The sequence below is a fragment of the Nonomuraea aurantiaca genome (assembly GCF_020215705.1).
GTDB lineage: Bacteria > Actinomycetota > Actinomycetes > Streptosporangiales > Streptosporangiaceae > Nonomuraea > Nonomuraea aurantiaca.
Genome location: NZ_JAIWNB010000007.1, coordinates 1 through 18,638, shown reverse-complemented (window position 1 = coordinate 18,638; position 18,638 = coordinate 1). Strand labels below are relative to the sequence as shown.

Annotated in this window: 24 protein-coding genes; 13 read left to right on the top strand and 11 right to left on the bottom strand. The window is 69.3% G+C overall.

The features are described 5' to 3' along the window. Positions 1-10: 10 nt before the first annotated feature. Positions 11-535 (top strand): PadR family transcriptional regulator, encoded by a 525-nt coding sequence (locus LDL49_RS18250; RefSeq protein WP_225292281.1) that lies wholly within the window; start codon positions 11-13, stop codon positions 533-535. A gap of 6 nt (positions 536-541) precedes the next feature. Here LDL49_RS18250 and LDL49_RS18245 read toward each other — a convergent pair whose 3' ends face one another. The 3 genes from LDL49_RS18245 to LDL49_RS18235 all read right to left on the bottom strand — a co-directional run bounded on the left by LDL49_RS18245 (position 542) and on the right by LDL49_RS18235 (position 2,622). Next, positions 542-1,399 carry an aldo/keto reductase gene (locus tag LDL49_RS18245; protein ID WP_225292280.1) on the bottom strand — a complete coding sequence of 286 codons (858 nt, stop codon included), beginning with the start codon at positions 1,397-1,399 and terminating at the stop codon, positions 542-544. A gap of 43 nt (positions 1,400-1,442) precedes the next feature. Beyond that, complete coding sequence (locus tag LDL49_RS18240) at positions 1,443-2,099, bottom strand: CDGSH iron-sulfur domain-containing protein (protein WP_225292279.1); 657 nt, start codon at positions 2,097-2,099, stop codon at positions 1,443-1,445. 94 nt (positions 2,100-2,193) lie between these two features. Further along, positions 2,194-2,622: a MarR family winged helix-turn-helix transcriptional regulator gene (locus tag LDL49_RS18235; protein ID WP_225292278.1), complete on the bottom strand. Its 429-nt coding sequence runs from the start codon at positions 2,620-2,622 to the stop codon at positions 2,194-2,196. A gap of 67 nt (positions 2,623-2,689) precedes the next feature. Between LDL49_RS18235 and LDL49_RS18230 the strand changes: the two genes are divergently transcribed. Together LDL49_RS18230 and LDL49_RS18225 are read left to right on the top strand one after the other, a co-directional pair. After that, positions 2,690-3,520, top strand: coding sequence for an SDR family NAD(P)-dependent oxidoreductase (locus LDL49_RS18230; RefSeq protein WP_225292277.1), 831 nt, complete (start codon positions 2,690-2,692; stop codon positions 3,518-3,520). Between the two features lie 2 nt (positions 3,521-3,522). Continuing rightward, complete coding sequence (locus LDL49_RS18225; RefSeq protein ID WP_225292276.1) at positions 3,523-3,909, top strand: nuclear transport factor 2 family protein; 387 nt, start codon at positions 3,523-3,525, stop codon at positions 3,907-3,909. Between the two features lie 10 nt (positions 3,910-3,919). Here LDL49_RS18225 and LDL49_RS18220 read toward each other — a convergent pair whose 3' ends face one another. The 4 genes from LDL49_RS18220 to LDL49_RS18205 all read right to left on the bottom strand — a co-directional run bounded on the left by LDL49_RS18220 (position 3,920) and on the right by LDL49_RS18205 (position 8,802). Further along, positions 3,920-4,237, bottom strand: a complete 318-nt coding sequence (locus LDL49_RS18220; RefSeq protein ID WP_225292275.1) for a YbaB/EbfC family nucleoid-associated protein — start codon at positions 4,235-4,237, stop codon at positions 3,920-3,922. A gap of 9 nt (positions 4,238-4,246) precedes the next feature. Next, positions 4,247-5,125: a hypothetical protein gene (locus LDL49_RS18215; RefSeq protein ID WP_225292274.1), complete on the bottom strand. Its 879-nt coding sequence runs from the start codon at positions 5,123-5,125 to the stop codon at positions 4,247-4,249. Further along, on the bottom strand, positions 5,125-5,850 hold the full coding sequence (locus tag LDL49_RS18210) for a hypothetical protein (RefSeq protein ID WP_225292273.1): 726 nt from the start codon (positions 5,848-5,850) through the stop codon (positions 5,125-5,127). Before LDL49_RS18210 ends, LDL49_RS18215 begins: the two co-directional genes overlap by 1 nt. A 90-nt stretch (positions 5,851-5,940) precedes the next feature. After that, positions 5,941-8,802 (bottom strand): hybrid sensor histidine kinase/response regulator, encoded by a 2,862-nt coding sequence (locus LDL49_RS18205; RefSeq protein WP_225292272.1) that lies wholly within the window; start codon positions 8,800-8,802, stop codon positions 5,941-5,943. 153 nt (positions 8,803-8,955) lie between these two features. On the opposite strand from LDL49_RS18205, the gene LDL49_RS18200 reads away from it, so the two are divergent. From LDL49_RS18200 to LDL49_RS18175, 6 genes are all read left to right on the top strand, one after another. Further along, positions 8,956-9,642: a response regulator gene (locus LDL49_RS18200; RefSeq protein WP_225292271.1), complete on the top strand. Its 687-nt coding sequence runs from the start codon at positions 8,956-8,958 to the stop codon at positions 9,640-9,642. After that, complete coding sequence (locus tag LDL49_RS18195; protein WP_225292270.1) at positions 9,639-10,475, top strand: glutamate ABC transporter substrate-binding protein; 837 nt, start codon at positions 9,639-9,641, stop codon at positions 10,473-10,475. The genes LDL49_RS18200 and LDL49_RS18195 overlap by 4 nt, the downstream gene beginning before the upstream one ends. Before the next feature lie 95 nt (positions 10,476-10,570). Then, the gene (locus LDL49_RS18190) at positions 10,571-11,314 is read left to right on the top strand and encodes an amino acid ABC transporter ATP-binding protein (protein ID WP_308016144.1); all 744 of its coding nucleotides are present in this window, start codon (positions 10,571-10,573) and stop codon (positions 11,312-11,314) included. A gap of 9 nt (positions 11,315-11,323) precedes the next feature. Further along, positions 11,324-12,160: a glutamate ABC transporter substrate-binding protein gene (locus LDL49_RS18185; RefSeq protein ID WP_225292269.1), complete on the top strand. Its 837-nt coding sequence runs from the start codon at positions 11,324-11,326 to the stop codon at positions 12,158-12,160. Between the two features lie 2 nt (positions 12,161-12,162). Continuing rightward, the gene (locus tag LDL49_RS18180; RefSeq protein WP_225292268.1) at positions 12,163-12,831 is read left to right on the top strand and encodes an amino acid ABC transporter permease; all 669 of its coding nucleotides are present in this window, start codon (positions 12,163-12,165) and stop codon (positions 12,829-12,831) included. After that, positions 12,828-13,712 carry an amino acid ABC transporter permease gene (locus LDL49_RS18175; protein WP_225292267.1) on the top strand — a complete coding sequence of 295 codons (885 nt, stop codon included), beginning with the start codon at positions 12,828-12,830 and terminating at the stop codon, positions 13,710-13,712. Before LDL49_RS18180 ends, LDL49_RS18175 begins: the two co-directional genes overlap by 4 nt. Before the next feature lie 78 nt (positions 13,713-13,790). Here LDL49_RS18175 and LDL49_RS18170 read toward each other — a convergent pair whose 3' ends face one another. Beyond that, a complete protein-coding gene (locus LDL49_RS18170) occupies positions 13,791-14,342 on the bottom strand; it encodes an ABC transporter permease (RefSeq protein ID WP_263655222.1) in 552 nt (183 codons plus the stop codon). On the opposite strand from LDL49_RS18170, the gene LDL49_RS18165 reads away from it, so the two are divergent. Genes LDL49_RS18165 through LDL49_RS18155 form a run of 3 tightly spaced genes read left to right on the top strand, consistent with a single transcriptional unit; the run spans position 14,335 to position 16,307 of the window. Then, complete coding sequence (locus LDL49_RS18165; RefSeq protein WP_225292620.1) at positions 14,335-14,652, top strand: hypothetical protein; 318 nt, start codon at positions 14,335-14,337, stop codon at positions 14,650-14,652. The two genes, LDL49_RS18170 and LDL49_RS18165, sit on opposite strands and share 8 nt — an antisense overlap. Continuing rightward, positions 14,630-15,103, top strand: coding sequence for a hypothetical protein (locus LDL49_RS18160; RefSeq protein ID WP_263655221.1), 474 nt, complete (start codon positions 14,630-14,632; stop codon positions 15,101-15,103). Before LDL49_RS18165 ends, LDL49_RS18160 begins: the two co-directional genes overlap by 23 nt. A gap of 49 nt (positions 15,104-15,152) precedes the next feature. Beyond that, complete coding sequence (locus tag LDL49_RS18155; RefSeq protein WP_225292264.1) at positions 15,153-16,307, top strand: beta-1,3-glucanase family protein; 1,155 nt, start codon at positions 15,153-15,155, stop codon at positions 16,305-16,307. Positions 16,308-16,431: 124 nt separating this feature from the next. Here LDL49_RS18155 and LDL49_RS18150 read toward each other — a convergent pair whose 3' ends face one another. The 3 genes from LDL49_RS18150 to LDL49_RS18140 all read right to left on the bottom strand — a co-directional run bounded on the left by LDL49_RS18150 (position 16,432) and on the right by LDL49_RS18140 (position 17,923). Beyond that, the gene (locus tag LDL49_RS18150; protein ID WP_225292263.1) at positions 16,432-16,740 is read right to left on the bottom strand and encodes a helix-turn-helix domain-containing protein; all 309 of its coding nucleotides are present in this window, start codon (positions 16,738-16,740) and stop codon (positions 16,432-16,434) included. Then, positions 16,740-17,114: a type II toxin-antitoxin system RelE/ParE family toxin gene (locus LDL49_RS18145; protein WP_225292262.1), complete on the bottom strand. Its 375-nt coding sequence runs from the start codon at positions 17,112-17,114 to the stop codon at positions 16,740-16,742. Before LDL49_RS18145 ends, LDL49_RS18150 begins: the two co-directional genes overlap by 1 nt. 557 nt (positions 17,115-17,671) lie before the next feature. Beyond that, positions 17,672-17,923, bottom strand: coding sequence for a DUF6461 domain-containing protein (locus LDL49_RS18140; RefSeq protein ID WP_225292261.1), 252 nt, complete (start codon positions 17,921-17,923; stop codon positions 17,672-17,674). Between the two features lie 90 nt (positions 17,924-18,013). On the opposite strand from LDL49_RS18140, the gene LDL49_RS18135 reads away from it, so the two are divergent. Further along, positions 18,014-18,478, top strand: a complete 465-nt coding sequence (locus tag LDL49_RS18135; RefSeq protein WP_225292260.1) for a macro domain-containing protein — start codon at positions 18,014-18,016, stop codon at positions 18,476-18,478. Positions 18,479-18,638 lie beyond the last annotated feature (160 nt).

Below are 18,638 nucleotides of genomic sequence, written 5' to 3'. Positions count from 1 at the left end.
TGCTGCCGACATGTCCCTACGGATCGCGCTGCTCGGGCTCCTCGACGCCACGGGGCCGGCCAGCGGCTACGACCTGGCGAAATCCTTCGAGCGATCGCTCAATCACGTCTGGCAGGCCGGGCACACGCAGATCTACCCGGAGTTGGTGAAGATGGCCGCCGACGGGCTGGTGGCGGTGGAGTCGGAGGGCGCGCGCGGGCGGAAGATCTACGCGATCACGCCTGAGGGCGCGGAGCGGCTGCGCTCCTGGCTGATCGAGCACGAGCCGACCGGTGCGATACGCAGCGAGGTGGCCCTTCAGGCGTTCCTGCTCCCGCTGCTCGACAAGGAGTCGGCGATCGCGGTGGTCGAGCGCATCAGGGCGCGGCTCCAGCAGCGGCTGGCCGTCCTGGAGTGCAAGGACCCGTCGAAGTTCGGCAGGTACGCGCTCAACCTCGGCCTCTCGCAGGGCCGTTCGGGGCTCGCCTGGGCCGACGAGACCCTGGCCGAGCTGCGTGGGCTGGAGCCGGCCGACCAGCCGGCCCCAGCCACCTGAGAAGGGTCAGGAGAGCAGGGACAGCTCCTCGGCGGTGAGGACGAGGTCGGCCGCGGCGGCCGAGTCGACGATGGTCTCCGGCCTGCTGGCCCCGGGGATGGGGATCACCACCGGGCTGCGCGCCAGCTCCCAGGCGAGGCAGACCTGCTGCGGCGACACGCCGCGCGCCGCCGCCACCGTGCCGAACGCCGCGTGCCGCCCGCCGAGCTCCGACGCCGAGCTGATGCCGCCCAGCGGCGACCACGGCAGGAACGCCACCCCGAGCTCCGCGCACACGTCGATCTCCGGCTCGCTGGACCGGAACCTCGGCGAATACTCGTTCTGCACGCTGGCCAGCCGCCCGCCCAGGATCTCGTGGGCGAGCCTGATCTGCTCCGGGTTGGCGTTGGAGATGCCCGCCATCTGGATCTTCCCCGCGTCGAGCAGGTCGCGCAGGCCGCCGAGTGTCTCCTCGTACGGCACGGCGGGGTCGGGCCGGTGGTGCTGATAGAGCCCGATCGCCTCCACCTCCAGCGCCTTCAAGGAGCGCTCGCACGCCTCGGCAAGGTAGTCCGGCCGGCCGTTGACCTGCCAGCCGCCGCCCGCCACGCGAGTGTGGCCGCCCTTGGTGGCCACGAGTACGTCGCCGGTGTCGCCGCTCCAGCTCGCCAGGGCCTTGGCCACGATCCGCTCGTTGTGACCCACCTGGTCGGCCGAGGGGGTGTAGGCGTCGGCGGTGTCGATGAGGGTGACTCCCGCGTCGAGCGCCGCGTGGATGGTCTTGATCGACTGTGCTTCGTCGGGCATGTGCCCCGCTACGGACATGGGCATGGCGCCGAGCCCGATGGCGCTGACACGGGCCTGGCCAAGAGATCGTGTGTTCATGAACCCATCCTCCCTATGGTGCGGAGATGAGGTCGAAGCGGGGTCAGGCGCCGGCGAAACGGATGCTCACGTGCGAGCCATCGCAGAACGGCTTGTTCCTGGAGTTTCCGCACCTGCAGAGCGTGACCCGGTTGCGCACCTCGTAGTCCTGGCCGTCGGCCGAGGTGACCGGAATGCCGCCGCGTACCCAGATCGGCCCGCCCACGCCCGCCACCTCGTCCTCGACGATGCCGATGGACGGCGGCAGCTCGGGCTCGATCGGCGCGCGGGACGCCCAGGCGGTGAGCCGGCCCGACGGGCAGTGCGTGGCCTGTCGCGCGGCGGTCTCGCCCTGTCCAGGGATCTTGAGGAGCTTCCATACCTGCCCGTCCGCGTCGCAGAACCGGGCGAAGGCACAGAACGCGGGCGCGTCGGTGAGCGCCAGCTCGGGCCCGGCGTGCTCCTCCGCCTGCCCCAGGTATGACCGCCGCGAGGCGGTCTCCGTGCCGTCGAACCGCACCCGCTCGTGGCTGCCGTCGCAGTAGGGCTTGTTCTGCGAACGGCCGCAGCGGCAGAGCTCGTACGACTCCGCGGCCGGATAGTCCTCGCCCTGGACCCACTCCATCGACTGGCCCATCGCGTCACCGCCGATGACCTGCCTGACCATGGGGACCGAGCCGGTCACCACGTAGGGACCGTCGGGCGTCACCTCGATGCGCATACGTCTCCACCTCCCGCTGGCGGGGGGCCGTGGACCATGCTTCCCGGCAAGGATCGGCCGAAACCCGCAGGCCGAGCCCGGTCCGGCCGCCTGTCTAGTCGCGGATGTTCTGCGCCAGCTGGGTGAGAATCTCCTCGAACGAGGCGGTCTGCTCCTCGCTGAGCCCCGCGCGCAGGCGGGTGTCGAAGGCCATCGCCACCTCACGCAGCCGGTGGAACAACCGCTCCCCTTCCTCGGTCAGCTCGACCACGTGGACGCGCCGGTTGGCGGGGTCCCGGCGGCGGGTCAGCAGGCCGCCGCTCTCCATCGCGTTGAGGTGGTGGGTCAGCGTCGCCCCCTGGATGCCCACCGCCTCGGCGAGCTCGCGCTGGTTGCCCAGCTGCCGGGACTTGATCGAGATGAGGATCTGCCAGACCGGGGCCGACCCGCCGACGGAGGCGAGCGCGTCGTCGAAGGCCCGGCTCACGGTCCTGGCGGTGGTGGTGAGCAGCAGGCCGATCGGCGGCCGGAAGGGTGGCATCATGCCGCCGAGTTTAGCAGTGGCGTCTAATCGTTTGACATCTAACGCTTAGATATCTATCGTCAGGGACATGGAGTCAAACCCTTCCCCCATCTCCCCCAGCCCCCTCGGCGGCAAGGTCGCGGTCGTGGCGGGGGCCAGCCGCGGCATCGGCGCGGTCACCGCTCGCGCCCTTGCCCGGGCCGGCGCCGCCGTGGTGCTCGGCGCCCGCGACACGCAGGCGGTCGAACAGGTCGCCGCGGACATCCGCTTCGACGGCGGACGAGCACTGGCCGTGTCCCTCGACGTCGGTGACGCGGCGTCGAGCGAGCGGCTGGTCCAGCGGGCGCTGGAGACCTTCGGCCGGCTGGACGCGGCCTTCAACAACGCCACCGACGGCCCGATGCCCGCGCCGCTGGCCGACATCGATCCCGACGAGTTCGACCAGGGCATCCGCACGAACGTGCGCGGCACCTTCCTCGGCATGAAGTACCAGATTCCGGCCATGCTCGCCTCAGGTGGCGGGTCGATCGTCAACATGGCCTCGCTCGCCGGCCTCCAGGGCCACTCGGGCCTGAGCGCGTACGTGGCGGGCAAGGCCGGGATCGTCGGACTGACGAAGGTGGCCGCGCTCGACTACGCCGACCAGGGCATCCGCGTCAACGTGGTCGCCCCCGGGCCGATCCTCACCCACCACCTGGAGGCGGCGGGCGAGGAGGCGCAGCGCCTGGCCGGGCTGTCGACGCCCATGCGGCGCGTCGGCCGATCAGAAGAGGTGGCCGCGGCGGTCGTGTGGCTCTGCTCCGACCAGTCGTCGTTCATCACCGGAGTGACCTTGCCCATCGACGGCGGGCAGGCGGCGGGCAACAAGCCCCCGCGCATGTACCACCAGGGCCGGCCCATGGAGAGACAGGAGATCTGATCATGACCATCGACCAGCGACTCGACGAACTCAGCAGGCAGTGGATGGAGGCCGAGCGCCGCGGCGACACCCAGGCGCTCGACGCGCTCGCCGTGCCCGACTTCACCCTGGTGGGGCCGCTCGGCTTCATCCTGAACAAGGACCAGTGGCTGGCGCGCTACCGCGGAGGCGGCATGGTCACGCACGAGATGAGCTGGGCGGACGTCACCGTACGGGAATACGGTGACACGGCGGTGGCCATCGGCGTGCTGGCGCAGCGCGCCGCGTTCCAGGGCACACCGGCCGACGGGCGCTTCCGCGTCACCCAGATCTCGGTCAGGGACGGGAACCGGCGCCTGCTGGCGAGCCTCCACTACAGCCCGATCGCGGCCCCACCGGCACGCCCCTGACCCCGCGACGTCAGCGGCCGGGCTCCTCGAAGAGGGCCTGGGTGGCGGTGAAGGTCTGGGCGGTCACGTCATCCTCGGCCTGCCGGGCCGCCTCCATGAGGGCCTCGCACAGCGCCTCGGAGCCCAGCCGCATCGCTCGCGGCGCGATGTGCACGCTCGCCAGCCCGCCGCTGGGCAAGACCTCGACCGTCACCTGCCCGTCCGCCGCCACACCGCGCCCCCTGGCCGACTCCAGTCGGCGCCCCACTTCCTCGAACTGAGCCGTCTGTACCGCGAGCTGCGCCAGCGCCCGGTCGATCTCCGGATCGCCGCTCCTGGGTATGGTCATACCGGCTCCTTATCGGTGGAGGATGAACGCCCGGGGGGCGTGCGCCAAAGCGGATCGGAGCGATCCCTGGACAGACATGTCCCCGTTGGCGACCAGCGCGTAGAGGGTCGCCGCCGACGTGGTCCGCCGGAAGAAGTTGCCCATGGGACCGGTGCCGAGCATGGTCTCGGTGAACCTGGTGGCCGGGATGAACTTGCGTACGTCGCGCAGGGCCTTGATACCGCCGTCATAGGCCAGTTCGGCGACGAAGTGCTTGCCCGCGTACTCCCACAGGTTGCCCATCGGCTGGCCGGTGGCGGCGGAGCTCGCCGCGTGCACGCCGGTCTTCACCGTGGCCCACACGACCGAGTCGGCCACGGCGTCGAGTCCTTCGCGCACCGCGTACGTGCCCACGTTGAACTTGCCCACCTTCGCGGCCAGGATGGTCTTCATCAGCTTCTGGAAGATCGTCTTCTCCAGCCTGGCCCGCGCCACGAGCCACTTGAACACGCCCTCGGCCGCGATCCTGGCCGCCGGGTAGAGATAGCCGAACATCATGGTGAACGCCATGGCGGCCAGCTGGGTGCCGATGATCTTGAGCTGTTCCCGGTGTTCCTCCACCGCGTCGGCGTAGTCGTCGCAGCCGTCGGCCAGCTCGTTCAGCGCCGCCCGCATGGCGGCGTAGCGAGGGGCGAGCTGGTCGGGCCACACGTCCGCGAAGCGGTCGACCGACCGGCTGTCGTTCGTCTTGAGCACGCCCGCGACCCCGCTCTCCGTGTGCTGCGCGAGCGTGCCGATCGCCTTGGCGAACGCGCGCAGCTCCGTCGCGCGCGCCCGCAGGTTGGACACGTCGGCCACGGGCACGTGTACGTCGGCGAACCAGGCGAGCGCCTGGAACGGATCGAACATCAGGCACCTTCCTTGGCCGGCGGCGTCACGGGGATCGGCGCGTCAGGGAGATCCAGGGCCGCGGGCAGGGACGCGATGATGTCCTGCTCCAGGTAGTCCCAGAGTTTCTTGAGGCTGCGCAGATTGCCGGCCGCTGTGAAGTTCTTCTCGGCGATGGCGTCCATGTGATGGGTCAGGGCGGCGTAACCGGCGTGGTACCACTCGGCCCAATCGATACCCTCCTCGTCGCCGCCGACGAGGCCGGAGGTGCTTCCCAGCTTCCAGGAGTTCAGCCGGCGCTCCACGACGTCGTCGCCCAGCTTGTCGAAGAGTCCGGCCAGCTCGCGAATGGAGTTCCAGTCGATCTGCACCTGGCCCGACGCGCCCGGCGGCCCGCCGGGTGTCGGGGGCGGGGGCGGGGTCGGGGTCGGGGTCGGGGTGTACGAGGGGGTGGGCGTCGGCGTAGGGCTCGACGCGTCCGGAGGGGTGCTGGACGGCGGGCTCGATGGCGTGGGGGTGCCCGATGGGGAAGGGGTGTCCGACGGGGTCCGGGTGGGTGTGTCCGACGGGGTCGGGGTGGGTGTGTCCGACGGGGTCGGGGTGGGTGTGTCCGACGGGGTCGGGGTGGGTGTGGGTGTATCCGTGGGCGTGGGTGCCGGGGAGTCCGTGGGCGTGGGTGTCGCGGTGGGAGTGTCCGACGGGGTGGGGGTGCCCGTGGGACTGGGCTCCTCAGTCGAATCCGCCATTACCTTCCCCCATTACAAATACGTTAATTCGCGACATAAGCACACTAGTGACAGAAAATTACTCACACGTTAATAAATCCGTCACCAGGGTTAATTTACTGACATCCAAGTCGGCAGCTCGCGCAACAAACCACCCAGCCGATCGACCGATTCCCGCTCGGCAACCCCGCGCATGGCCGAGGCCTCGACCCGTTCGCACACCTCGGCCGCCTCGATGAGCCCGACGGTCGCGCAGCTGCCCTTCAACCGGTGCGCGAGCGCGGCCACCCGGGCCAGGTCTTGACCGCGTTCGGCTTGGCGGAGCTCGTCATAGATCGCCATGGCCGTCGAGAGGAACACCTCGGCGATCTCCGTGATATCCCCCTGCGACAGCCCCGCCAGCTCCGGCGGGACCTCTGATGTGGCGGCCCACAGCGGCACCTGGGTCACGACGTACTGCCAGTCCACCGGCTTGGCCAGGTGGTCGTCCATGCCCGCCGCCAGGCAGCGAAGCCGGTCGTCCGGCATCGCGGCGGCGGTCATCGCGATGATCGGCGTGCGCGGCTCCTCGCGCCGCCTGATCTCGGCGGTCGCGGCCAGGCCGTCGAGAACCGGCAACTGGCAGTCCATGAAGACCAGGTCGTACCCGCCCAGGAGCACCGCCGCCACGGCCTGCTTCCCGTCGGCGACGGAGTCGACGTGGTGGCCCGCCCTCCGCAGGACCAGCTCGGCCACCTGGCGGCTCACCTCGTCGTCCTCGGCGACCAGGATCCGCGCCGGTGCGGCGCCGTCGACCGGCACATCCGGCGTTTCGCCGCCCTGCGCGGAGGCAGGCACGGAACCCGGCCCGGCTCCCGGCGCGGAAGTCAGAGCGTTCTCCACGGCGGCGAGCAGCCGGCGGCGGCTGAGCGGCCGGGTCATCGACTGCACGGTCCGCTCGGCCACCGAGATCGGCCAGGCGCGCCCCGGGCGCCCCGGTGTGACGAGCACGACGACACCGGCGTCTCGGAGCAGCGGATCGGCCGGCTCCCCGTCGGCCAACGCGAAATCGAGGTCGAGGTCGATGACCGCCAGGTCGAACGGACGTCCCGCCGCGGCGCCGGCCCGCAGGGCGGCCAGGGCGGCCGGGCCGTCGGAGGCCGTCTCCACCACCAGACCGGCATCGTCCAGGATGCGCCCGGCCAGCGCGAGGTCCTCCGGCCGGGCGTCGGCGACGAGCACCCGCCGTCCGCGCAGCACGGGCGCGGCCGGGGCCGACCACGTCAGTACGTCCACCGGCAGCGTCACCCAGAACCGGCTCCCCACCCCCTCGACGCTGTCCAGCCCGATCTCACCGCCCATCAGCTCGGTGAGCTGCCTGCTGATGGCCAGGCCGAGGCCGCTCCCGCCGGTCCGCCGGGTGATCGGGGAGTCGACCTGACGGAAGATGCCGAAGACCCGCTCCAGGTCGCCCTGCCCGACGCCCACGCCGGTGTCGGTCACCGTGAACCGCAGCGTGACCCGATCGTCGCCGGGACCGCCTTCGTCGAGGGTCACCTCCAGGTCGACGCCACCCTTGACGGTGAACTTCAGCGCGTTCCCCACGACGTTGGTGAGCACCTGCCCGAGACGTACCGGATCGCCGAGCACCTGTTGCGGCAGGCTGTCGCCGAGCCGCGAGGTGAGCCAGAGCCCCTGCTGGTAGGCGTGCGGCGCGAACGGGGCCACCACCTCGTCGCAGAGCCGGAGCAGGTCGAACGGCACCGACTCCACCTCCAGATGCCCCGCCTCGATCTTCGACAGGTCGAGGAAGTCATCGAGCAGCCGGAGCAGGCTCCGCGCGGACTCCTGCGCCGTGCTCGCGTAGTGGCGTTGCTCGCCGTCGAGCCGGGTCTCCAGCAGCAGGGAGTTCATGCCGAGGACGCCGTTGATCGGAGTGCGGATCTCGTGGCTGATCTTGGCGAGGAACTCGGACTTGGCGCCGGACGCGCTCACGGCCTCGTCCCGGGCCACGGCCAGCTCGGCGGCGTACCGGGCGAGCGTCCGTTGCGCCCGGCGCCGGCCGCGCGTGGTGTGGATCTGCAGGCCGAACCCGATGAGGATCAGCAGCGCCAGGACGGCGGCGATCGACAGCACCCGTACCCGGAGTTGCTCGGCCGAGGCGAGCGCCGCGTCGGCCGGCACCTCGGCGGTGACCGTCCAGCCGACGTCGGGGATGGGCTCCGACGCCGACAGCACCTTCCCGCCGGCGTCGTGGTGGGTGGTGAAGAGGGTACGGCCGGCCAGCGCCGCGTCCACCCTGGGGTCCTCGCGCAGGGAGGTGAGGGCGTAGAGCTTCCTGCCGGGGTCGGCGACGAGCACGCCCGACTGGTCGGTGATGAGCAGCCGGATCCCCTGCGCCTCGGCGGCCTGCGAGGCGAAGTCCTGGATGGCGTCCAGGCTGTAGACGACGGCCAGGACGCCCAGCACGCTCTTGCCGTCGGCGCTCGGGATCACGGCGGCCGCGGCGACGGCCCTGGACACGCCGCGCATCGTGGGCGTGTACGCCTGAGAGATGTAGGGTCGCAGGCGATCGCGGACGGCGACGTACCAGTCGGTGCTGCTGACGTCCTGGGGCAGCACGCTCGTCGGCTCGGCGCCGGCGATGTCGCCCCGGAGCCCGATCACGATCACACCGCCGACTCCGGCGCGCATCCTGCCCAGTTCCTCGCGGAACCCGATCATCGTGTCGCGGCTCACCGGCTTGCCTGAGGTCGCCGCGGCGCGCACCGCGGGCCGCTGGGCGTACGCGCTGACGAGCTGCTTGAGAGAGCCAAGCTGCTGCTCCACCACGACCCGGCTGACCGAGGCGGTGGTTCGCACCCGGTCGCCGACCTCGTCGCCGACCGCTTCCGCCGACAGCGTGATGCTGGACGAGGTCAGCAGCGCCAGCGGGAGCAGGCCGAGCAGAATCCACAGCGCCGTCACTGCCAGGAGCCATCCGCGGTCTCTCACGAGCGTCACCCCCCATGCGGCTCGGCGTAAACAGTAGGAGGGAAGAGCTTCGCGCGAAGCCCCGCACTGAGCAAAAGGAGCAGAAGGCGATTGGTTGTAACACGACGTCCCTAAGATGCCCGCGTCGATCACAGTCGAGCTAGGAGTGTGGCGATGCCTGGAGCGGCGGACATCACCGTTCTCATCGTGGACGACGACCCGGTCGTGACCGCCGCGTTGCACGCCCAGGTGAACCGTGTCTCCGGCTTCAAGGTGGTGGGGATCGCGCACACCGGACAGGTGGCGCTCGCCGCCGCCCACCGGTTCGCGCCGCGGCTGGTACTGCTGGACCTGCACCTGCCCGACCTGCCCGGGTTGGAGGTCGCGCACCGGCTGCGGCGCCCGGACCAGCCACCCACCGACGTGATCGTGATCTCCGGCCACAAGGAGTCGGCCGCGGTGCGCGCGGCCATGCAGCGCGGCGCCCTGTACTACCTGGTCAAGCCGACCAGGGCCGGGATTCTGGAGCAGACGTTGCTGCGGTACGCGGCGACGGTCGAGCAGTTGGGCTCGGGCGGCAGGTTCGTCGAGCAGCAGGAGATCGACCGGATTTTCCGCTCGCTGCATCTGGACGCGTCTCCCCGGGCGAAGAGCATCTCGGCGGCGACCGAGCAGGCGGTGCTCGACGGGCTGGCCGCGGCCCAGGGCGACCTGTCGGCGCACGAACTCGCCGAGGCCATCGGCGTCAGCAGGGCGACCGCCCGCCGCTACCTGGAACACCTGGTCGAACGGGGACAGGTCGAGGCCAGGCTGAGGTACGGACCGACGGGTCGCCCGCAGCACCGGTACTGGGTGCGGTGAAGCCGGTCAGGGCGCTGCTCGCCGTACTCGCCTGCCTGGCACTGGCGGCCTGCGGCTCCTCCGGAGAGCCCGCGTTCCCCGAGGGCTCCACCATGGCCCGCGTCCAGCGAAACGGCCTGCTCACGGTGGGGATCAAGTTCGACTACCCGCTGTTCGGGTTCAAGGACCCGGACAGCGGGCGGATCACCGGGTTCGACGCGGAGATGGCCAGGATGGTCGCCAAGGACCTGACCGGCAGTGAGCGCAACGTCCGCTTCGTGGAGACCCTGCCGGTCCAGCGCGAGGACTTCCTGCGGCAGGGGGTGGTGGACCTCGTCATCGCGACCTACTCCATCACGCCGGCCAGGAGCCAGGTCGTCGGTTTCACCGAGCCCTATTACCAAGCCGGGCAGGACGTGCTGGTCAGAGCCGGGGACAAGCGCATCGACGACGTGGCGGACCTCGACGGCCGGGCGGTGTGCACGACCACCCGCTCCACCTCCCTGGACCGGCTGCGGGACCGCGTGCCCGGCGCCCGGCTGGTGGTGGTCGACAACTCCAGCGAATGCGTGCCCGCCCTCACGGCCGGCCGCATCGACGCCATCAGCACTGACGACACGATCCTGCTCGGCCTGGTGAACCGGCGGCCGGACGCGCTCAGGCTGGTCGGCCGGCCGTTCGGCCGCGAACCGTACGGCATGGGCGTCCGCAAGGAGGACGTGGTGTTCCGCGACTACCTCAGCGGACTGATCGGGCGCTGCCTGCAAGACGGCCGGTGGGATCGGGCGTTCAGGGACACCATCGGCCTGTCCGGCGCGACCGCCGCACAGGCCAAGCCGCCCATCACTCACTGACGGCCGGTCAATCACTGAGCAGAACGCGCACAACCCTCTGCGTGACACAAGCCGCTCCTACCGTTGCGCCAACGCGGACGGAAGGAGCATCACCCGTGTCCGATCAAGGGCTGGTCGTCCTCGACCAGGTCAACAAGCGCTTCGGCGATCATCACGTGCTCAGGGACGTCGAGCTGAGCGTACGGCGGGGCGAGGTCGTGGTGATCATCGGCCCGTCGGGCGCCGGCAAGTCCACCCTGTGCCGCGCGATCAACCGGCTGGAGACCATCGACTCCGGCACCATCACGATCGACGGCACGCCGCTGCCCGAGGAGGGGCGGCAGCTGGCCCGGTTGCGAGCCGAGGTCGGCATGGTGTTCCAGTCGTTCAACCTGTTCGCGCATAAGACGGTCCTGGAGAACGTCGTGCTCGGGCAGGTCCACGTGCTGAAGAAGAGCAGGGCGGACGCCGAGAAGAAGGCGTACGAGCTGCTGGAGCGCGTCGGCATCGGCGGCCAGGCGGGCAAGTTCCCCGCGCAGTTGTCAGGTGGCCAGCAGCAGCGCGTCGCGATCGCCCGCGCGCTGGCCATGGAGCCGAAGGTGCTCCTGTTCGACGAGCCCACCTCGGCGCTCGACCCGGAGATGGTCAACGAGGTGCTCGAGGTGATGACGGCGCTGGCCCGCGAGGGCATGACCATGGTCGTCGTCACGCACGAGATGGGCTTCGCCCGCCGGGCCGCGGACCGCGTGGTGTTCATGGCCGACGGCGAGATCGTCGAGCAGAACGCCCCGGATGACTTCTTCGGCACCCCGCGCAGCGAGCGCGCCAAGTCGTTCCTCGCCAAGATCCTCACTCACTAAGGACGCGTCATGTTTGGAAGATCCCTTTACGCGGTGTTCGCCGTCGTCGCCCTGACCGCCACCGCCACTGCCTGCGGCGGCGGCCAGGACACCTACGACTCGGTCGTGGACAAGGCCAAGAACGACAAGAAGCTGGTCATCGGGGTGAAGGCCGACCAGCCGGGGCTCGGCCTGCGGACGCCGGACGGCGGCTTCTCCGGGTTCGACATCGAGGTCGCCAAGTACGTGGCCAAGTCGCTCGGCGTCGAGGCCAAGGACATCACGTTCAAGGAGACGGTGTCGGCCAACCGGGAGGCGTTCCTGCAGCAGGGCCAGGTGGACATGGTGGTGGCGACGTACTCCATCACCGACGCGCGCAAGCAGAAGGTCTCCTTCGCCGGACCGTACTTCGTGGCCGGTCAGGACCTGCTGGTCAGGGCGGACGACACGGCGCTGACCGGCCCCGACACGCTGAACGGCAAGAAGCTGTGCTCGGTCGCCGGCTCGACCCCGGCGCAGAAGGTCAAGGAGAGCTACGCCAAGCAGGTGCAGTTGCAGGAGGAGCGGACCTACTCCGCGTGCGTGGACCGGGTGCTCGGCGGCCAGCTCGACGCGATCACCACGGACAACGTGATCCTCGCCGGGTACGCCGCCCAGCACACCGGCAAGCTCAAGTTGGTCGGCAAGCCGTTCAGCACGGAGAAGTATGGCATCGGGCTCAAGAAGGACGACTCGGCGGGCCGCAAGGCCGTCAACGAGGCGCTGACCACGATGTTCGCCGACGGTAGCTGGAAGAAGGCGCTGGAGAGCAGCTTCGGCGGAGCCGGCTTCACCGTGCCGGAGGCCCCGAAGCTGGAGCAGTACTGATCATGGACGCGCTGCTCCTGGAGTGGGACACCGTCGTCGCGGCCTTCTGGATGACCGTGCGGCTGACGGCGGTGAGCGCGCTCGGCTCGCTGGTGCTCGGCACGCTGCTGACGGCCATGCGCGTGGCGCCGCTGGCGACCCTGCGCCGCACCGCCGGCGTCTACGTGGCCGTGGCCCGTAACACCCCGCTGACGCTGGTGCTGCTGTTCACCGGCCTCGGCGTCGGCGCGAACCTGGGCGTGGAGCTCTCGTCCGACATCGCGACCAACAACTTCTGGCTGGCCTGCATCGGCCTGACGGCCTACACCTCGGCGTTCGTCTGCGAGGCGCTGCGCGCGGGCATCAACACCGTGCCGGTCGGCCAGGCCGAGGCCGCGCGCTCGCTCGGGCTCGGTTTCCTCCAGACACTGGGGCTGATCACGCTGCCGCAGGCGTTCCGCGCGGTGATCGCGCCGCTGGGCGGCATCCTGATCGCGCTGACCAAGAACACCACGATCGCGCTCGTGGTGGGCGTGAGCGAGGCGTCGGTGCGGATGCGGGAGATGATCGAGACGTACGGAGACCAGGTGATGCAGATCTTCCTCGGGTTCGCGGCCGGGTTCGTGCTGCTGTGCCTGCCCATGGGCCTGCTGTTCGGCTGGCTGTCACGGCGCTTGGCGGTGGCCCGATGATCGGTGGCCCGGTGAGCTACGCCAACCTCTACGAGACGCCGGGGCCGCGCGGCGCGCGGCGCAACCGGGTGCTGGCCGGGGTCATCGCGCTGGTCCTGCTGGGGCTGGCCTATGTGACCTATGTACGCTTCGACGCCAAGGAGCAGTGGGCGGCCGGCAAGTGGACGCCGTTGCTGCGGCCGGAGGTGTGGACCACCTTCATCCTGCCGGGACTGGCGGGCACACTGGCCGCGGCAGTGGCGGGCGTCGTTCTGGCGGGCCTGTTCGGGCTGGTCTTCGCAACGGCCCGCCTCTCGGACCACCGGTGGATCCGGTGGCCGGCATCGGCCGTGGTCGAGTTCTTCCGGGCCGTGCCGCTGCTGCTGCTCATCTTCTTCGCCTTCTTCGGGTCCTACGTTTTTACGGGGGCCAACATCTCAGCCTTCACCGCCGTGGTGTTCGGACTGACCTTCTACAACGGGTCGGTGATCGCCGAGATCATCCGGGCCGGGGTGCTGAGCCTGCCCCGCGGCCAGGCGGAGGCGGCCCACGCGATCGGGCTGCGCAAGGGGCAGGTCATGCGGCTGGTGCTGCTGCCGCAGGCGTTCCGGGCCATGATGCCGGCCGTGATCAGCCAGTTCGTGGTACTGCTGAAGGACTCGGCGCTCGGGTTGATCGTGGGCTACGACGAGTTGGTGGACCGGGGGCTGAACGGGATCGCGGCCAACTTCTCGAACGTCATCCCGGCGGCCATCCTCATCGCGGCCATCTTCATCGGCATCAACCTGTCGCTGGACCGGCTCGCTCACTGGCTCAGCCGGCCAAGCGGTGACCGGCCGAGGGGGCGGGCCGCCTGGCCGAGGACGTACCGGGCAACCACTCCCCCCTCTTCGCCCCCTTGATCTCCCCAACCCCGCCGATGGGCGTCGAAGCCCTGGTCACCGCCGCGCTCACCTGGCTGGCCCCTACGACTCGGTGAGTCAGCGGGCCAGTCGCCCCAGCAAGCTGGAGGCCGCCGTGATGCCGAGCGCCGCGGCCGCGAACAGCACCGCGAAGTCCAGCGGCAGGTTCGCGGGGATGCCGAGCAGCAGCCCGCGCTGCGCGTCGACCTGGTAGCTGAGCGGGTTGATCAGGCTGATGGACCGCAGCCAGCCGGGCATGGCCGTGGTCGGGTAGAGCGCGTTGGACGCGAAGAACAGCGGCATGGTGATGGCCTGCCCGATGCCCATCAGCCGGTCGCGGGTCAGCACGATCCCGGCGATCGTCACCGACAGGCAGGAGAAGAACGCCGAGCCGAGCAGCACGGCCACGATGACCCCGGCCAGGCGGACCGGGTTCCAGGTCATGCTCACGCCCAGCAGCGCGGCGATGAGCACCACGACCACCGCCTGGATCATCGCCTTGACCCCGGCGGCGAACGCCTTGCCGGTGACCAGCGCGGCCCGTGGCGTCGGCGTGACCAGGAGCTTGGTCAGGACGCCCGAATCGCGTTCCCAGATGATCTGGATGCCGTAGAAGATGGCGATGAACATGGTGGACTGGGCGATGATCCCGGGGGCCGAGTCGAGTGGCAGCGGTGCTGGTACGTCGGACATCGCGGAACTCCCCTCCTCCGTCGCCGAGGCCGCTGCCGGCGACGTCACGGAAGACGTCCTCCAGCGTGGGGGCCGAGCCGTCGCCGAGGCGGGCGCGCAGGTCGTCGGTGAGCTGCTCCGGTGTGCCGAGCGCCCGTACGCGGCCCTGGTGCATGAGCGCGACCCGGTCGCAGTACTGGTCGGCCTCGTCCATGTAGTGCGTGGTGACCAGGACGGTCATCCCGGTGGCGGCGCGTACCGGCGGTGATGAGCCGCAGGCGCGGCGGGCACGGTGCGCGGGCGAAGAAGTCGACCAGATCCACGCCGACGATCTCAACCTCGCCGCCCCCGTCGCCCTCGCCACCCTCGTCGCTCTGGTCGCTCTGGTCGCTCTCGCCGCCGAGCAGGTCGGCGGCCTGGCCGAGTGCGTATCCCGTCCCGCAGCACAGATCGAGCCACCGCACGGGCTCCCCCGCGCGCCGCCGAGCCCGCAGCGTGTCGACGACGTCGATGCCCAACTCGCGGTTGTAGCCGGCCAGGCGGCGCTCGCGGTTCATCCGGCAGTTGGCCACGGCGGAGGAACGTTCGAGCGCGTCGTCGTCGAGGAGATTCACGAATTCACGATCTCACCTCCACCGACCGTCGTCGGACCCTTGACAGCTCACTTTACAGAAAAGAAACTTAACCAAATGCTGCGAGAGAGCGCTCTCTTAGCCTGAAAGCGGCAGGGGCGGCCCCGCAGCCGGCACGACCGTGAGGAGCCGAACCATGATCACGAGACGCACCCTGCTCACCGGCGCGGCAGTAGCCGCCGCCACCCCGGTACTGGCCCTCGCCCCCCGAGCCGAGGCCGCCACGGTGCTCCCCCTGACCGTCGTCAACCACACCTTCCGGTACGCCAACAGCGCGATCTTCCTCTACATCGTCGGCACCGACCTGGCCACCGGCCAGCAGGTCTACGTCCGCGCGGACGGTACGAGGGTGCCGGTATCGGCCTCACTCAACGGCCCCGACGGTTTCGCCGACCTGTCCATCCCGCTCGCCGCCAACGGCGACACCCGCCTCAACCTGCCATGGATGTCCGGCCGCATCTACGTCTCCATCGGCCAGAAGGTGAAGTTCAGGGTGGTCACGGACGGCAACGGCCGACCGGCGTTACAGCACCCGGCCGGCTGGGTGAGCTCGGACCCCAGCTACGGCGTACTGCACGATTTCATGGAGTTCACGTTCAAGAGCGATGGCATGTTCTGCAACACCACCATGGTCGACATGTTCAGCATCCCGATGGAGCTCCGGCTCGACGGGCAGTCCAGCCAGACCATCGGCACCCTCGTCCCGAACGGCCGCGACACCATCTTCGCCGGCATCGCGGCCAACCCCGCCTTCCGGCCCCTCATCGTCGGCGACAACCTCCGGGTGATCGCTCCGGGACACGGCATCGACTCGGGCATCTTCTCTTCCACGTACTTCGATCCGTACGTCACTCAGGTCTGGAACACGTACGCGTCGGCCAACCTGCGGGTGGCGGTCGGCGGGACCACCTACACCGGGCGGGTGTCCGGCGGCCAACTCGTCTTCAACAACGGCATCCGGACGTTCGCGCGACCGAGCACCCGCGACATCTTCTACTGCAACGGCGCCCTGGACGCCGGCGGCACCTCCGGCCCGGTCGCGGCGATCCTCGGCGCCGCGTTCAACCGCTCGACCCTGCACAACCACCCCGACCAGCCGACGACCGACCGGAGCACGTTCTATCTCACGTCGGTCAGCAACCATTACGCGCGGGTCCTGCACGAGAACACCCGGGACCACAAGGCGTATGGGTTCCCGTTCGACGACGTCGCGAACTACGCGTCCTATGTACAGGACCTGGCCCCGACGTCACTGAGACTACGACTCACGCCGTTCAACGGGACCGCCTGACTCCGGCCCGGCGGGCTTCTGGTCTGACGTCGCCAACGGTGCACGGGACGCGAAACGCGGGATGTGATACCCGACCTGCCGACCATTCACCTCCGACTGCGGGCGTTTCCACCGATGGCTTCGTTCAGGCCGCGTGGGTTTCGAACCACACCGAACCGAGATCGTGCCCGGAGGTCAGTCGCACATCCGCGTCGAGAGCGGCAGCCATATGCCGCAACAACGCGACCGTAGGTGTCGTGCCTCCTTCTTCCAGGCATTCGATCTCATCTACGGCCATACCCGCCCGTTGGGCGAGTTCCTCAACGGTCAGATGGAGAGAGGTCCGACGGTCGTACACGGCCTTACCGAAGGCCAGGGCCTCCTGAATCGCGATCCGTTCGGGATCATCCGGTCGCACCTCAGGGCGTGCCCAGCGGGTGTGGTAGCCGGCCATCACACCTGCCTCTCAAAGATCTCGGTCACCGGTCCGTTGTGGTCTCGTTCACAGATCTTCTGCGCCCAGACCGCCCGGTCGATCTGTCGCTGATCATGCTGCTTGGTCCTGCGGAAAACCGTGAGCAACACGATGGTCCTGTCGGCAGTACACCAGTACGTTACCCGGGCCGCAACATCCCGAAGCCGTACCCGAAGCTCCCAGACGGGACCTTCCAAGTGGTCCGACCACGGTCCGCCAAGTTCGGCGCCCTTCTCGGCAAGCAGGCCAGCCACCTCATCGACTCGTTTGAAATCGCTGTCGCTGAGACTATTGAGCCATTCGCTCACTTCGGGCTCCAGCTCGAACCCGTACAATTGGCGCACCTCGCGCATCTTTCCTTCCCTCGACTGCCGCACATTCCGACCTCGAATATTCACGCAACGTGCACGGACGGATACAGTCGAAAGCGTATCTGTGACTCCAGGGGCGGCGCGCGACTACTTCGCGGACGACTATCCGCCCATCCCCCCAAGCCGAACGGCAACTCTCGATGAGCTGCTCCGCCTCAGCCGTCCTGCACGAGATATCCGGGATCACAAGCCGTCCGGTCCCCGTTCGACGACGTCGCGAACTACGCGTCCTATGTACAGGATTTGGCCCCGGCGTCGCTGAGGTTGCGGCTGACGCCGTTCAACGCGACCGCATGACCTCCACGCTTACAGTTCGGATCACCTCACCACAATCGCTTCAGGCATGACCGGCACGTGCACTCGCTGAAGGTATTCCACCGCGCGTCCTGTGGCGGGTCGCTCGGGTCAGGCAGAAATGATCTCTCTTGGTCGCGTTTCTTGACGTGCGCTCCGCGCGTCTCCCGCGCGAGTGCCAGGAGCGGTCAGCCAAGAGACCAGGAGAGCGGTCCTTGGCAGAACTGCCCACCTGGGCATCCATGTCAGGTGAGGTGCCTGGTAGACCCGATGAGGGTCGGATTGTCGAGAGCGCTCGGCGTGAGGCGCACTCCCGTGGCCCGCTCAGGCAGCGCGAACGCGGTGTGGATCGGGTCGCCCCAATCCTCATCGTCGTCATCGACATCCTCGGTGGGCATGCCGAGTTCGATCATGTGCGCCAGCAGTCGATCCTCGTCACTGCCCGACCGGGAGCCGGGGTAGTCAGGTTCGAACCTGGCGTAGTCCTCGGCCTTCATCAGGTCTCCACGTTCCTCGGGGTCAACGCTGGAGATCCTGCCAGGCGCGTCCGACAGGAACTGTCGGTCTCCCTGCCTAAGGTCCGGGCTGTGATCACCTATCTCACGGGCGACGCGACCGACCCTTCCGGCAACGAGCCGCGCATTATCTGCCACATTTGCAACGACGTCGGCGGCTGGGGCCGTGGATTCGTCCTGGCCATCTCCCGCCGCTGGCCGGAACCCGAGGCCGAGTTTCGCGCCTGGCACCGCTCGGGTGTGGGATTCGAGCTGGGCCAGGCGCGGCTGGTGCAGGTCGAGGCGTCCCTGTGGGTGGCGAACGTGATCGGCCAGCACTGCATCCGGCCCACCAAAGAAGGGCCGCGCATCCGCTACGACGCGGTCGACCGGGGCCGGGAAGCCGTCTCCATGAGCGCCATCGCACTTGGCGCGAGCCTGCATATGCCACGGATCGGCTGCGGTCTGGCCGGCGGGACCTGGGGCCGGATCGAACCGCTCATCGCCCACCGGCTCGTTGCGAAAGGCATCCCAGCGACCGTCTACGACCTGGGGTGAGCACCTACCGTCGTCCAGCGGGAGTCAGTGGAGGATGGCGTCCCGTGGAGTGGTGTAACTACGTGATCGACGGTTGCGATTCTGAGTGCGTGGTGAGCTCGGCCGGGTCGCGTGCAGCGCTGCCGGTGTGGAGGTCGGCCATGGAGGTCTCCGACAGGTA